Raw genomic sequence first — 13,299 nt, 5'->3', positions numbered from 1 at the left:
GGGATATCATGAAAAACAGAATGTTATTCAAATGGATGGCGGCATTGACGCTGCTGGTGAGTGGCGCATTGTGGGCGGCGAACAGCGTCGATCTCACACCATCACCTGAAGTTTCAGGCACGCCGGAAGGTTCGGTAAAAATGCCTAAACAGCAGGGGCGTATGGCGCTCAACTACGTGAACCAGCCGCCAATGATCCCGCATAGCGTTGACGGTTATCAGGTGAGCAAAAACACTAACCGTTGCCTGCAATGCCATGGCGTTGAACATTACCGCGCCACAGGAGCGCCGCGTGTCAGCCCGACGCACTTCATGGATAGCGATGGCAAAGTGCTTTCGAACGTCGCACCGCGCCGCTATTTCTGCCTGCAATGTCATGTTCCTCAAACCGATGCGACACCGATTGTGGAAAACACCTTCACGCCGTCTAAAGGCTTTGGAAACTAGGGGCCATTATGGATAAATCAACCGGTAAACCAGGCATCATCCGCCGTATATGGCAGTGGTGGCGTCGCCCGAGCCGCCTGGCTCTGGGCACGTTGCTGCTGATTGGCTTCGCTGGTGGGATTATTTTCTGGGGCGGTTTTAACACCGGCATGGAAATGACTAACCGCGAAGAATTTTGTATCGGCTGCCATGAAATGCGCGCCAACGTCTACGAGGAATACATGCAGACCGTGCATTACAACAACCGTAGCGGCGTGCGGGCCACTTGCCCGGATTGCCACGTCCCGCACGAGTGGGTGCCGAAAATTATCCGTAAACTTCAGGCCAGCAAAGAGTTGTATGCCAAAGCGTTTGGCATAATCGACACGCCACAAAAGTTTAATGACCATCGTCTGGCGATGGCGCAAAACGAGTGGCGCAGGATGAAAGACAACAACTCGCAAGAGTGCCGCAACTGCCACAACTTTGACTACATGGATTTCACCGCGCAGAAAACTGTAGCGGCGAAAATGCACGATAAAGCAGTTAAAGATGGGCAAACCTGTGTGGATTGCCACAAGGGGATTGCGCATAAGCTCCCGGATATGAGCGAAGTAAAAAATGGCTTTTAGTCTGTAACCACCCTCATCCTGACCTTCTCCCTGAGGGAGAAGGAACGGGTTCGGTTCTCTCCCTCTCCTGTGGGAGAGGGCCGGGGTGAGGGTAATCAAATTGACGCTTACCCACTTAGCAGCCTATGATTATCGGCTCCCCTAACTCGCTGTGGAGACGGTATGTCGATTAAAATCGAAGTCATCAAAGATAAAATCCTCTCAGATAATTACTTCATCCTGCGCAATATCACCTACGATTTATACCGTAACGACTCCGAAGCGATTCGCCATAAACGCGAAGTCTATGACCGGGGTAACGGCGCGACTATGATGCTGTATAACCGCGATAAAAAAACCGTGGTGCTGACACGCCAGTTCCGCGTCGCGACGTGGGTCAACGGTAACCCTGACGGCATGTTGATTGAAACTTGCGCGGGGCTGTTGGATGCCGACGAACCGGAAGTTTGTGCGCGTAAAGAAGCCATCGAAGAAACGGGTTACGAGGTCGGGGACGTTGAAAAATTGTTCGAGCTGTATATGTCGCCGGGCGGTGTCACCGAGTTAATCCATTTCTACATGGCGGAATACAGCGACGCTCAACGCGAAAATGCGGGTGGTGGGATTGATGACGAAGATATCGATGTGCTCGAAATTCCCTTCCAACAAGCGATGGAAATGGTCGCGACAGGTGAAATTCGTGATGGAAAAACAGTCATTCTGTTACAACAGCTGAAATTACGCGGATTTATGGATTAAAGAGTTTAAAATTCAATGGATTATGGATGGGTTTTTTTAACAATATCTATCCGATAAATCTGATTGAGCACAAACGTTAACCAGACGAAGATATCGCCACATTTTGTCCATTTTTTCTCTTCGTCTTCTCAGGATACGTGTCGCCAATGTTTCTGCGCAAAGCATCGCTGTTACTGTTTTTATTCTTTATAGCGAACTCTGCCTTTGCGGCAGCGGCACAAAAATCGTTTTCCGATTGGCAAGTCACCTGCAACAACCAAAATTTTTGTTCAGCCCGTAATTCTGGGCTGCATAAAGGTCTGGTCATGACACTGACCCGCAGTGCCGGTGCGCATACCGACGCGACGCTGAGAATCGATTTAGGCAATATGACCACTGCCGACATGACAGCGCTGCCGATTGCCTCACAGCTGTTAGTGGATGGCGAGCTGCTGGTGTTGGATGCGGAAAAATGGCAGATAACACCCCACCATCTCAAAACCGGTGATGCGGATGCGATAAATGGTTTCCTCGAAAAAGTCGGCAATGCGGATGCCATTACCCTGAAACAAGGGAAAGGAAACATCTCGCTCAGCGGACTAAAAGCGTCGTTGCTGTTTATTGATAGCCAGCAACAGCGCGTCGGTAGCGAAACAGCCTGGGTCAAAAAAGGTGACGATCCGCCATTGAGTGTCCCGCCCGCTCCCGCTCTAAAAGCCGTCAAACTGACTAACCCAACACCGACGCCATTGACGCAAGTGGAAGTCAGCGACTTAATGGATTATGGATCCTGGCGCATCAATAGCAGCCAATGCTCGTTAGATCCTGCGCGTCGGGATGTTCGCGTGTTTGCTGTCAGTGACGACAAAGCGTTGCTGATGATTGGTTGTGAGGCCGGAGCTTACAATATTGTCGATCTCGCGTGGGTGGTATCGCGCCAGAAGCCGTTCGCTGCACGGCAAATCCATCTAAAACTGCCTTTCACACCAGCAAGCGGTAACACCGAACTTGAACTGATGAATTCAGGATACGACGAAACCAATAAAGAGCTGACCACGCTTGCGAAAGGGCGCGGTATCGGTGACTGCGGAGTCGCGACGCGCTGGCGTTTCGACGGGCAACGTTTCCGTCTGGTGCGTTATGCCGAGGAACCGACGTGTGACGGCTGGAATGCTAGCCCGTCGTGGCCGACGTTGTGGGTGACGAAGTAAGATTTATTGTAGGGCGGATAAACGCAGTGTCATCCGCCAATTGCACCGGAGTACAACGGCGGATGACGCAAGCTTATCCGCCCTACAAGAGCGTAAACGAATCAGACACCTAAAACCTTCTTCGCCTTCGCCACCACATTCTCGGTGGTAAAGCCAAAGAACGGGAACAGCTTATCGGCAGGTGCCGATTCCCCGTAAGTGGTCATGCCAACAATCGCCCCTTTCAGGCCGACATACTTGTACCAATAATCCGCAATACTCGCTTCCACCGCCACTCGTGCAGCAACTCCAGAAGGCAACACTGACTCGCGATACGCCTCTTCCTGCGCATCAAAAATATCGGTGGAAGGCAGTGAAACTACGCGCACTTTATGGCCTTCAGCCGCCAGCTTATCTGCCGCCAGCACCGTAATTTCCATCTCTGAACCTGTCGCGATCAGAATCACATCCGGCGTACCGCCACTGTCTTTGAGAATGTAACCCCCACGGCTGATGGCGTTGACCTGTTCTGGCGTGCGTTCCATTTGCGCAAGGTTCTGGCGTGAAAGAATCAGAGCTGTCGGGCCGTTATGCCGCTCGATTGCCGTTTTCCACGCCACCGCGGCTTCCACCTGGTCGCATGGGCGCCAGGTGCTGAAGTTTGGTGTCATGCGCAGGCTGGCGAGTTGCTCAACTGCCTGGTGAGTTGGGCCATCTTCACCCAGGCCAATCGAATCGTGGGTATACACCATAATTTGCCGCGCTTTCATCAGTGCTGCCATACGCGCAGCATTACGCGCATATTCAACAAACATCAGGAACGTGGCGGTATATGGCACAAAACCGCCATGGTGGGCGATGCCGTTGGCGATGGCGGTCATACCGAATTCGCGCACGCCATAGTGAATGTAATTCCCGGCGATGTCCTCTTTGATGGATTTGGACTCTTTCCAGATGGTCAGGTTACTTGGGGCCAAATCCGCAGAGCCGCCAAGCAACTCTGGCAAACTCGGGCCATAGGCGTTGAGCGCGTTTTGCGAGGCTTTACGGGTGGCAATTTTTTCCGGATTAGCCTGCAATTTTTCGATGAAGTTCTGCGTAGTTTCCTGCCAGTTTTCTGGCATGTCTCCGTGCATCCGGCGGTTAAATTCAGCGGCCAGTTCAGGATGAGCTGTGGCGTAAGCGGTGAATTTATCATTCCATACGGCTTGCGCTTGCTCGCCTTTTTCTTTGGCATCCCAGGCGTGATAAATCTCTTTTGGGATTTCAAACGCCGGATAGTTCCAGCCCAGTTGTTTACGGGCGAGCGCTACTTCTTGCTCACCAAGCGGTGAGCCATGCGCTTCTTCCTTACCGGCTTTATTGGGTGAGCCAAAACCGATGACGGTACGGCAAATAATCAGCGACGGTTTATCTTTAACACTCTGCGCTTCCTGAATGGCTTTCTTCAGGGCTTCGGGGTCGTGACCGTCAATTTCGTGCACCACATGCCAGTGATAAGCCTCAAAGCGTTTCGCGGTATCGTCGGTAAACCAGCCTTCGGTTTCACCGTCAATTGAGATGCCGTTGTGATCGTAGAAGCCAATCAGTTTGCCCAGCCCGAGGGTTCCTGCTAGCGAACAAACTTCATGGGAGATGCCTTCCATCAGGCAACCATCACCCATAAAAACGTAAGTAAAGTGATCGACAATTTCATGGTCGGGGCGGTTGAATTGCGCCCCTAATGTGCGTTCAGCAATCGCCATGCCGACGGCATTTGCGAGACCCTGGCCAAGTGGACCGGTGGTGGTTTCCACGCCTGGCGTATAGCCAATTTCCGGGTGGCCAGGGGTTTTGGAGTGAAGCTGACGGAAGTTTTTTAATTCCTCCATCGGCAAGTCATACCCGCTCAGATGCAACAGGCTGTAGAGCAGCATCGAGGCGTGACCGTTGGAGAGAATAAATCTGTCCCGGTCAGCCCAGGTGGGGTTCGTCGGATTATGGTGCAAGAAGTCATTCCATAACACTTCGGCAATATCTGCCATCCCCATCGGTGCACCTGGGTGGCCCGAATTGGCTTTTTGTACCGCGTCCATACTCAGGGCACGAATGGCATTAGCAAGCTCTTTACGAGATGACATGTTTCACTCCGTGGTTGTCGTTCAAAGTTTGGCGGCGAGTAAATCTTCCAGTTTGCGTTGATCAATGGCGAACAGGCGGATGCCTTCTGCGAGTTTTTCGACGGCCATTGGATCCTGATTATGTTCCCAACGGAAATCAGCTTCGCTAATCGGTTCTGGACGGCGGAAGCCTTGCGAAGTCGGCACCAATTTACGCACTACCGGTTCATCACTTTCCTGCAATTGTTGCAGCAGGTTAGGGGCGATAGTCAGGCGGTCGCAGCCCACCAACGCCAGAATTTGCTCGGTGCGGCGGAAACTCGCGCCCATCACAATGGTGTTGTAGTTATGCTGCTTAAAGTAATCATAGATATTGCGCACCGATTTGACGCCTGGATCTTCTTCAACCACATACGGGTCCATCGGTTTACGAGCCTGATACCAGTCGTAGATACGGCCAACGAACGGTGATATCAGGAATACGCCCGCTTCGGCACAGGCACGCGCCTGGGCAAATGAGAACAGTAGCGTCAGATTGCAGTCGATACCTTCTTTTTGCAGTTCCTCGGCAGCACGAATCCCTTCCCATGTTGAAGCGAGTTTGATAAGAACTCTCGATTTATCAATGCCAATTTCTTCATAAAGCGCAATCAAATGGCGCGCTTTGGCGATGCTTTTTTCTTTATCGAAAGAGAGGCGGGCGTCGACTTCCGTCGAAACACGGCCAGGAATGCTTTTAAGTATTTCCGCGCCGAAATTAACTGCCAGTTTGTCGCTGGCCTGTACAACCTGCGCTTCTAGCGTGTCTCCGCGCTGTTTACCGTAAGCAATGGCATCATCAATGAGCGTTTGATAGTGCGCTAAACCTGCGGCTTTCAGTAATAACGAGGGGTTGGTAGTTGCATCAATAGGCTGGTAATGGCGGATAGATTCGATATCGCCGCTGTCGGCAACAACGGTGGTGAACTTCTTGATACTCTCTAGCTGGCTCATGACTATCTCCTTAAAATACAGAATATTACTTACATGCTCCATGTTGCTTGTGACGAAAATTCATCAAAGGCATAACTAAAAAGCATAGCAGATAGGCATGGCATTGTTGTTAATGCCAGGTAACATAGTAGTTCTGGTTTTCTAACATTTTTATAAGTCGTTGCTGATAGTATGGCTATGTTCAAAGTTTAGAGCGCCTGCAAGCGCGATACTACGTGGCCTACAAAGTCCTTACCGACCCTTGAGAGTAATAAGAAAGGAACGAAGAAATGGATGAACAACTGAAGCAAAGTGCCCTCGATTTTCATGAATTCCCAACTCCCGGAAAAATTCAGGTATCACCAACCAAACCACTCGCCACTCAGCGTGACCTGGCATTGGCATACTCCCCGGGCGTGGCGGCACCTTGTCTTGAGATAGAAAAAGACCCGCTTGCGGCCTACAAATACACCGCACGTGGCAACCTGGTCGGCGTGATTTCCAACGGCACCGCAGTGCTGGGTCTGGGCAACATCGGCGCACTGGCAGGCAAGCCGGTGATGGAAGGTAAGGGGGTTCTGTTCAAGAAATTTGCCGGTATCGATGTGTTTGATATCGAAGTCGATGAAATGGATCCGGATAAGCTGATTGAAGTTATCGCAGCGCTCGAACCTACTTTTGGTGGCATCAACTTAGAAGACATCAAAGCCCCAGAGTGTTTCTACATCGAGAAAAAACTGCGTGAGCGCATGAACATTCCTGTGTTCCATGACGATCAGCACGGCACAGCCATCATTTGTACCGCTGCGGTGCTTAACGGCCTGCGCGTAGTTGAGAAGAATATTTCTGATGTCCGCCTGGTGGTTTCTGGCGCGGGCGCTTCTGCGATTGCCTGTATGAACCTGCTGGTTCAGTTGGGTATCCAGAAACACAACATCGTGGTTTGCGACTCGAAAGGCGTTATCTACAAAGGCCGTGAAGCCAACATGGCGGAAACTAAAGCGGCCTACGCGGTGGACGATAACGGCAAGCGCACGCTGCTTGAAGTCATTGAAGGTGCGGATATTTTCCTCGGTTGTTCTGGCCCGAAAGCCATGACACAGGAAATGGTCAAGAAGATGGCGCGTTCGCCACTGATTCTGGCGTTGGCGAACCCTGAACCGGAAATCCTTCCACCGTTGGCAAAAGAAGTGCGCCCTGATGCGATTATCTGCACCGGCCGTTCTGACTTCCCAAACCAGGTGAACAACGTGCTGTGCTTCCCGTTCATCTTCCGTGGCGCGCTGGATGTTGGTGCAACGGCAATTAACGAAGAGATGAAACTGGCAGCAGTTCACGCCATTGCAGAGCTGGCACATGCCGAGCAAAGTGATGTGGTGGCTTCAGCTTACGGCGAAGAAGAGCTGACTTTCGGCCCGGATTACCTGATTCCAAAACCGTTCGACCCGCGTCTAATCGTGCAAATCGCACCAGCGGTAGCGAAAGCGGCAATGGACACCGGTGTGGCTACGCGCCCAATTCAGGATTTCGACGCTTACCGCGAAAAACTGACCGAGTTCGTTTACAAAACTAACCTGTTTATGAAGCCGATCTTCTCGCAGGCGCGTAAAGATCCGAAACGTGTGGTGCTGACCGAAGGTGAAGAAGCGCGTGTGCTGCATGCGACTCAGGAACTGATTACCTTGGGCCTGGCGAAGCCGATTCTGATTGGCCGCCCGGCGGTTATCGAAATGCGTCTGAAGAAACTGGGCCTGCAAATGCGCGCTGGTGTCGACTTCGAAATCGTGAATAACGAATCCGATCCGCGTTTCAAAGAGTACTGGAACGAGTACTACAACATCATGAAACGCCGCGGCATTACGCAAGAACAAGCGCAGCGTGCGGTGATCAGCAACACGACGGTGATCGGCGCTATCATGGTGCATCGTGGTGAAGCTGACGCGATGATTTGTGGCACCATCGGTGAATATCACGAGCACTTTAGTGTGGTTGAGAAGCTGTTCGGCTACCGTGAAGGCGTGAAAGCGGCGGGGGCGATGAACGCGCTGTTGCTGCCAAGCGGCAACACCTTTATTGCTGACACCTACGTCAATGACGATCCATCGCCGGAAGAGTTGACCGAAATCACTTTGCTGGCTGCAGAAACGGTGCGCCGCTTTGGTATCGAACCGAAAGTTGCGCTGCTGTCGCATTCCAACTACGGTTCTTCCGATTCGAAAGCCGCCTGCAAAATGCGCGCGACGCTGGAGATGGTGCGTGCTCGTGCACCAGAGCTGGAAATTGATGGCGAAATGCACGGTGATGCGGCGTTGGTGGAAAGCATTCGCAACGAACGTATGCCAGACAGCCCGCTGAAAGGTTCAGCAAATATCCTGATCATGCCGAACGTGGAAGCGGCACGCATTAGCTACAACTTACTGCGTGTTTCAAGCTCCGAAGGGGTGACCGTCGGGCCAGTACTGATGGGCGTGGCGAAACCGGTGCACGTGTTAACGCCGATTGCTTCTGTTCGTCGTATTGTGAATATGGTGGCGCTGGCGGTAGTTGAGGCGCAGACCGTTCCGTTGTGATTGTTTGGTGGAGTCTTGTAGGTCGGATAAGCGTAAGCGTCATCCGACAACAGGGTTAGACCCAATCTTTAACCGGCAAGAAATCACGATACAAGGCAGCCTCCGGGCTGCCTTCTTCTGGCTGATAGTTATATTCCCAACGCACCAGTGGTGGCATCGACATTAAAATCGACTCTGTACGCCCGCCGGTCTGCAAACCAAATAACGTGCCACGATCCCACACCAGATTAAACTCGACATAACGGCCACGACGATAAAGCTGGAAGTCGCGCTCACGCTCGCCCCACGGCAACGCTTTGCGTCGCTCGACAATTGGCAAATACGCATCCAGATAACCGTTGCCCACTGCCTGCATAAAGCTAAAGCAATGCGCAAAATCAGGCGTGTTGAGATCGTCAAAGAACAAGCCGCCAATACCGCGCTGTTCGTTGCGATGCTTAATAAAGAAGTAATCGTCGCACCACTTTTTGTAACGCGGGAATACGTCATCGCCAAACGGTTGGCACAGGTCGTGCGCAGTTTTATGCCAGTGAACGGCATCTTCTTCAAAACCGTAAAACGGCGTTAAGTCAAAACCACCGCCGAACCACCACACCGGTTCACAGCCCGGTTTTTCTGCGATGAAAAAACGCACATTGGCGTGGCTGGTGGGAATGTACGGGTTGAGCGGATGCACTACCAGCGACACGCCCATTGCTTCAAAACTGCGTCCGGCAAGTTCCGGACGATGTGCGGTGGCTGATGCAGGCATGGCATCACCATGAACGTGAGAGAAGTTAACTCCCGCTTGCTCAAAAATACCCCCGCCACGTAACACCCGACTGCGCCCACCGCCGCCACCTTCGCGCTGCCAGCTATCTTCTTCAAATGAGGCACCATCAACGGCGCTGAGTTGTTGGCAGATGGTGTCCTGCAATTGCAGCAGGAATTGTTTTACGGCGTGAATATCAGGCGTGTTCATAGGCATCAACGTTTTTTGCTGTGAGCTTTTTGGTTATCAAACCAATGGAAGTAGCTAATGACGCCAGAGGCAATGGCATTAGCAATTTTTTGGCGGAACGCGGTCGTGCCAAGCAGTTTCTCTTCACCGGGATTAGTGATGAAGGAGGTTTCGACCAGTACTGACGGGATCGACGGTGATTTCAGGACCACAAACGCCGCTTGTTCCGTATTACGGCTGTGCAGTTTGTGCACTGGCTTTATCTGTTTGAGGATATGTGAGCCGAGTGTCAGGCTGTTTTTGATGGTATCGGTTTGAACCAAATCGAACAGAACCTGCTGTAAATACTGATCTTTGTGTTTCACTTTGCTGCCCGCGACGTCATCGGCGGCGTTTTCTTTATCAGAAAGGTATTTTGCCATCGCACTACTGGCGCCACGATTGGAAAGGGCAAACACCGACGCACCGGCTGCGGATGGGTTGGTAAATCCATCGGCATGAATCGACATAAAGAGATCGGCACCGTGTTTATGGGCGATTTCAACGCGATCGTATAGCGGAATAAATTCATCGCTGGTACGTGTGAGTTTGGCCTCTATCCCATTACTTTTTAAAATGTTTCTCACATTTTTAGCAATGGCCAGTACCACATGTTTCTCTTTGGAACCATTATGACCAATCGCGCCGGTATCAATACCGCCGTGACCAGGGTCGAGCATCACCACCCGGCGAGCGCCAGATTTTTTCGTCGGTTTGCTGTGGTTAGTGGTGGTTTTAAGGGGTTTAGCTTCGGAACTGGCCAAAGCCTTATTTACGCCTGTTAAGGTTAAGGCAGCCAAACCAGTCAGCAGTAGCTGGCGGCGAGTAGTCAAATGCGTCAGTGATTTAATTTTGCTCATACGGCGAGTTTTTTTATCTTCAAAATTGCTGATAGGCATTTATAGCGTATCGGCAAAGGGTAAACGACAAGCATTTTCCGGAATTTTTATTTCGAAAAATGAATGAGTGGCTAGTATGCCATTTTTTCGCTGCTTATTGGCTAAACGGAAACTTAAAGCCATAATCAGGCTTTTAGACTTTCAGGTGGCTGATCCCATGGAAATACGTGTTTTTCGCCAGGATGATTTCGAAGAAGTCATTACGCTTTGGGAACGTTGCGACTTACTGCGTCCGTGGAACGATCCTGAAATGGATATTGAGCGCAAACTTAATCATGACGCGGATCTGTTCTTAGTCGCGGAAGTGGGTGGCGAAGTAGTTGGCTCATTAATGGGCGGCTATGACGGCCACCGTGGCTCCGCTTATTACCTCGGCGTGCACCCAGAATTTCGTGGTCGCGGCATCGCCAATGCGCTGCTCAGTCGGCTGGAAAAAAAGCTGATTGCCCGCGGTTGCCCAAAAATTCAAATCATGGTGCGTGAAGAAAACGACCTGGTGATTGGCATGTATGAGCGGCTCGAGTACGAGCAGCAGGATGTGATGCTACTCGGCAAACGGCTGATTGAAGACCAGGAATATTAATGCCTGAGCTGTATCCACCGTCGGATTACGATACTCACGGTAATCTGAAAACACCCATTTTGTTTTGGTGTATTCTCCTGCTGCAGGCACGAACCTGGTTTGTGTTGGTGCTTGCAGCGGCGTCCCGCCAGCAGGGCGATGCCATCCTCAGTGTGTTCTATCCTGACCGCGATACTTTTTGGTTTGGATTATTGCCCGGTATCCCCGCCGCGCTGGCATTCATGATTAGCGGCCGTCGCCATTTGTACCCTCGGTTATGGGCGATTTGGCGCTGGGTTTTAGTTGCCGCGCAGGGTATCGTTCTGGCCTGGCAACTGCTGCTTTTATGGCAAGGCGAAGAGTTAACCGCTGTGACTTTATCGCTGCTGATAGCCGATATCTTTGCCTTGTGGTGGCTGTGTAGCAGCCAACGTTTACGCGATTACTTCACCCTTAGCCGTGATTAACCTGGCACTTTTGGGAAAGTTTGTACTCCAAAACGCGTCCCCATGCTTAATAAAGGAATTTCTGATGAAAACACTGCGCCTGATGCTAATAGGATTGCCACTGGTTTTAAGTGGGTGCTCGACGCTGTCTTCGGTCAACTGGTCTGCGGCAAATCCAATGAACTGGTTCGGTTCGTCGCTTGAAGTGAGTGAGCAAGGTGTGGGTGAAATCACTGCCAGCACACCAATGGATGAAAAAGCCGTTAGCAGTGCATTGAACGATAACTACCGTTTGCGCAGCGGCATGAAAACCGATAACGGCGAGATTGTGCGCTTCTATGAAGCCATGACTGACAGAACGGTGATGGTTGTCGTTAACGGCGAAAAAGGTACGGTCAGTCGTGTCGATGTGCTGGATAGCGATATTGAAACCGATAGTGGCGTTAAAATTGGCACCACCTTTAGCACTCTTTATGACAAAGCATTTGGTTCGTGTGTCAAAGCGACCGGTGACGACAGCGATGGCGTTGAGTGCAAAGCACCTAACAGCCAGCATATTAGCTATCTGTTTAGCGGCGAATGGCATGGTGCGCCGGAGTTGATGCCATCTGACGACACGCTCAAAAACTGGAAAATCAGTAAAATTATCTGGCGTCGATAAAAATTAACCCTGGGTTTGCGTCTTCTCAAGAAGGCGCCGCCGCGATTGGGTATCATCAGGGAATAAACGCCACGTAGAGTGGCGTGTTCATTTAGGAGGATTCATGTCTCGTGTTCAAACTGGCATTCTGCCAGAACATTGTCGCGCCGCTGTTTGGCTGGAAGCGAGTTTTCAGGGCGATTTCGATGCCATTCGTCAGGGCTGCAAAACCTTCAATCAGTCACTGAGTGCTTTGCAGGATAAATTCCCGGAAGCCAATTTAGGCGCGGTAGTGGCATTTGGTCATGACCTGTGGCGCGATTTAAGTGGCGGCGTGGGTGCAAGCGAGCTGAAAAACTTCACGCCGTTAGGCAAAGGCCTGGCACCAGCGACCCAGCACGATGTGATGATCCACATTCTTTCTTTACGCCACGATGTGAATTTCTCTGTGGCGCAAGCGGCACTGGCGGCATTTGGCGACGCGCTGAAAATTGAAGAAGAGATCCACGGCTTCCGTTGGATTGAAGAACGCGATCTCAGTGGTTTCGTTGATGGTACTGAAAACCCGCAAGGCGAAGGGACGCGCCGTGAAGTCGCGGTAATTAACGATGGCATTGATGCCGGCGGCAGTTATGTGATGGTGCAGCGTTGGGAACACAATCTCAAGCAGCTCAACCGCATGAGCATTAGTGACCAGGAAATGGTCATTGGCCGTACCAAAGAAGCCAATGAAGAGATTGATGGTGACGAGCGCCCGGTCACGTCGCATCTGACCCGTGTCGATTTAAAAGAAAACGGTAAAGGTCTGAAGATTGTGCGCCAGAGCCTGCCATACGGCACCGCCAGCGGCGCTCACGGCCTGTACTTCATCGCTTATTGCGCGCGTTTGCATAACATCGAGCAGCAATTGCTGAGCATGTTTGGCGAAACCGACGGCAAGCGTGACGACATGTTGCGTTTCACCCGACCAGTGACCGGCGGTTATTACTTCGCACCGTCATTAGATAAGTTATTGAACCTGTAGAATTAAATGGTGGATGGTGCTTGCGCTTATCCACCTTACAACCCGTCGGGTTAGCGTTCGCTATGCCCGACAAATCCCCGCAAAAAAACCTTATACCCCTTTCTTATTGCAAATCACCAAACGATATATAAAACCGTTACAGCT

Annotated in this window: 13 protein-coding genes; 9 read left to right on the top strand and 4 right to left on the bottom strand. The window is 51.4% G+C overall.

Annotation, left to right across the window (positions count from 1 at the left end; translation table 11 throughout):
• Positions 1–8: 8 nt before the first annotated feature.
• From napB to EC843_RS07640, 4 genes are all read left to right on the top strand, one after another.
• A complete protein-coding gene (gene napB, locus EC843_RS07655; RefSeq protein ID WP_133522003.1) occupies positions 9–446 on the top strand; it encodes a nitrate reductase cytochrome c-type subunit in 438 nt (145 codons plus the stop codon).
• 8 nt (positions 447–454) lie between these two features.
• Positions 455–1,057: a cytochrome c-type protein NapC gene (gene napC / locus EC843_RS07650; protein WP_064544554.1), complete on the top strand. Its 603-nt coding sequence runs from the start codon at positions 455–457 to the stop codon at positions 1,055–1,057.
• Positions 1,058–1,219: 162 nt separating this feature from the next.
• A complete protein-coding gene (gene nudK / locus EC843_RS07645; RefSeq protein ID WP_064544556.1) occupies positions 1,220–1,795 on the top strand; it encodes a GDP-mannose pyrophosphatase NudK in 576 nt (191 codons plus the stop codon).
• Positions 1,796–1,941: 146 nt separating this feature from the next.
• On the top strand, positions 1,942–2,985 hold the full coding sequence (locus tag EC843_RS07640; RefSeq protein WP_064544557.1) for a DUF1176 domain-containing protein: 1,044 nt from the start codon (positions 1,942–1,944) through the stop codon (positions 2,983–2,985).
• 101 nt (positions 2,986–3,086) lie between these two features.
• On the opposite strand, the gene tkt is transcribed toward EC843_RS07640, so the two are convergent.
• Together tkt and tal are read right to left on the bottom strand one after the other, a co-directional pair.
• On the bottom strand, positions 3,087–5,084 hold the full coding sequence (gene tkt / locus EC843_RS07635) for a transketolase (RefSeq protein ID WP_133522002.1): 1,998 nt from the start codon (positions 5,082–5,084) through the stop codon (positions 3,087–3,089).
• 21 nt (positions 5,085–5,105) lie between these two features.
• Complete coding sequence (tal, locus tag EC843_RS07630) at positions 5,106–6,056, bottom strand: transaldolase (RefSeq protein ID WP_064544560.1); 951 nt, start codon at positions 6,054–6,056, stop codon at positions 5,106–5,108.
• Positions 6,057–6,325: 269 nt separating this feature from the next.
• Between tal and maeB the strand changes: the two genes are divergently transcribed.
• Complete coding sequence (maeB, locus tag EC843_RS07625) at positions 6,326–8,605, top strand: NADP-dependent oxaloacetate-decarboxylating malate dehydrogenase (protein ID WP_064544563.1); 2,280 nt, start codon at positions 6,326–6,328, stop codon at positions 8,603–8,605.
• A gap of 55 nt (positions 8,606–8,660) precedes the next feature.
• Here maeB and hemF read toward each other — a convergent pair whose 3' ends face one another.
• Positions 8,661–9,566 (bottom strand): oxygen-dependent coproporphyrinogen oxidase, encoded by a 906-nt coding sequence (gene hemF / locus EC843_RS07620; protein WP_064544603.1) that lies wholly within the window; start codon positions 9,564–9,566, stop codon positions 8,661–8,663.
• A 5-nt stretch (positions 9,567–9,571) separates the two neighbouring features.
• A complete protein-coding gene (gene amiA, locus EC843_RS07615; RefSeq protein WP_064544604.1) occupies positions 9,572–10,444 on the bottom strand; it encodes an N-acetylmuramoyl-L-alanine amidase AmiA in 873 nt (290 codons plus the stop codon).
• Between the two features lie 196 nt (positions 10,445–10,640).
• Here amiA and EC843_RS07610 point away from each other — a divergent pair, with 196 nt between their 5' ends.
• The 4 genes from EC843_RS07610 (at position 10,641) to EC843_RS07595 (ending at position 13,155) form a co-directional block, all read left to right on the top strand.
• Complete coding sequence (locus EC843_RS07610) at positions 10,641–11,066, top strand: GNAT family acetyltransferase (protein WP_064544564.1); 426 nt, start codon at positions 10,641–10,643, stop codon at positions 11,064–11,066.
• Positions 11,066–11,512, top strand: a complete 447-nt coding sequence (locus tag EC843_RS07605; RefSeq protein WP_133522001.1) for a DUF2919 domain-containing protein — start codon at positions 11,066–11,068, stop codon at positions 11,510–11,512. Before EC843_RS07610 ends, EC843_RS07605 begins: the two co-directional genes overlap by 1 nt.
• 64 nt (positions 11,513–11,576) lie before the next feature.
• Positions 11,577–12,152 (top strand): RpoE-regulated lipoprotein, encoded by a 576-nt coding sequence (locus EC843_RS07600; protein WP_064544568.1) that lies wholly within the window; start codon positions 11,577–11,579, stop codon positions 12,150–12,152.
• A gap of 103 nt (positions 12,153–12,255) precedes the next feature.
• Positions 12,256–13,155, top strand: a complete 900-nt coding sequence (locus EC843_RS07595) for a Dyp-type peroxidase (protein WP_121815127.1) — start codon at positions 12,256–12,258, stop codon at positions 13,153–13,155.
• Positions 13,156–13,299: the final 144 nt, after the last annotated feature.

It is taken from the genome of Buttiauxella sp. JUb87 (genome assembly GCF_004361975.1).
In the GTDB taxonomy this organism is placed as follows: domain Bacteria; phylum Pseudomonadota; class Gammaproteobacteria; order Enterobacterales; family Enterobacteriaceae; genus Buttiauxella; species Buttiauxella ferragutiae.
The sequence above is the reverse complement of the archived record's forward strand: the minus strand, read 5'-3'. Positions and strand labels throughout refer to the sequence as shown.

What these genes read in the sequence shown, in the direction of transcription:
- hemF (WP_064544603.1), bottom strand. Translation starts at nt 9,566, where the DNA reads ATGAACACGCCTGATATTCACGCCGTAAAACAATTCCTGCTGCAATTG.
- tal (WP_064544560.1), bottom strand. Translation starts at nt 6,056, where the DNA reads ATGAGCCAGCTAGAGAGTATCAAGAAGTTCACCACCGTTGTTGCCGAC.
- EC843_RS07600 (WP_064544568.1), top strand. Translation starts at nt 11,577, where the DNA reads ATGAAAACACTGCGCCTGATGCTAATAGGATTGCCACTGGTTTTAAGT.
- maeB (WP_064544563.1), top strand. Translation starts at nt 6,326, where the DNA reads ATGGATGAACAACTGAAGCAAAGTGCCCTCGATTTTCATGAATTCCCA.
- EC843_RS07640 (WP_064544557.1), top strand. Translation starts at nt 1,942, where the DNA reads ATGTTTCTGCGCAAAGCATCGCTGTTACTGTTTTTATTCTTTATAGCG.
- EC843_RS07595 (WP_121815127.1), top strand. Translation starts at nt 12,256, where the DNA reads ATGTCTCGTGTTCAAACTGGCATTCTGCCAGAACATTGTCGCGCCGCT.
- tkt (WP_133522002.1), bottom strand. Translation starts at nt 5,084, where the DNA reads ATGTCATCTCGTAAAGAGCTTGCTAATGCCATTCGTGCCCTGAGTATG.
- napB (WP_133522003.1), top strand. Translation starts at nt 9, where the DNA reads ATGAAAAACAGAATGTTATTCAAATGGATGGCGGCATTGACGCTGCTG.
- nudK (WP_064544556.1), top strand. Translation starts at nt 1,220, where the DNA reads ATGTCGATTAAAATCGAAGTCATCAAAGATAAAATCCTCTCAGATAAT.
- EC843_RS07610 (WP_064544564.1), top strand. Translation starts at nt 10,641, where the DNA reads ATGGAAATACGTGTTTTTCGCCAGGATGATTTCGAAGAAGTCATTACG.
- napC (WP_064544554.1), top strand. Translation starts at nt 455, where the DNA reads ATGGATAAATCAACCGGTAAACCAGGCATCATCCGCCGTATATGGCAG.
- EC843_RS07605 (WP_133522001.1), top strand. Translation starts at nt 11,066, where the DNA reads ATGCCTGAGCTGTATCCACCGTCGGATTACGATACTCACGGTAATCTG.
- amiA (WP_064544604.1), bottom strand. Translation starts at nt 10,444, where the DNA reads ATGAGCAAAATTAAATCACTGACGCATTTGACTACTCGCCGCCAGCTA.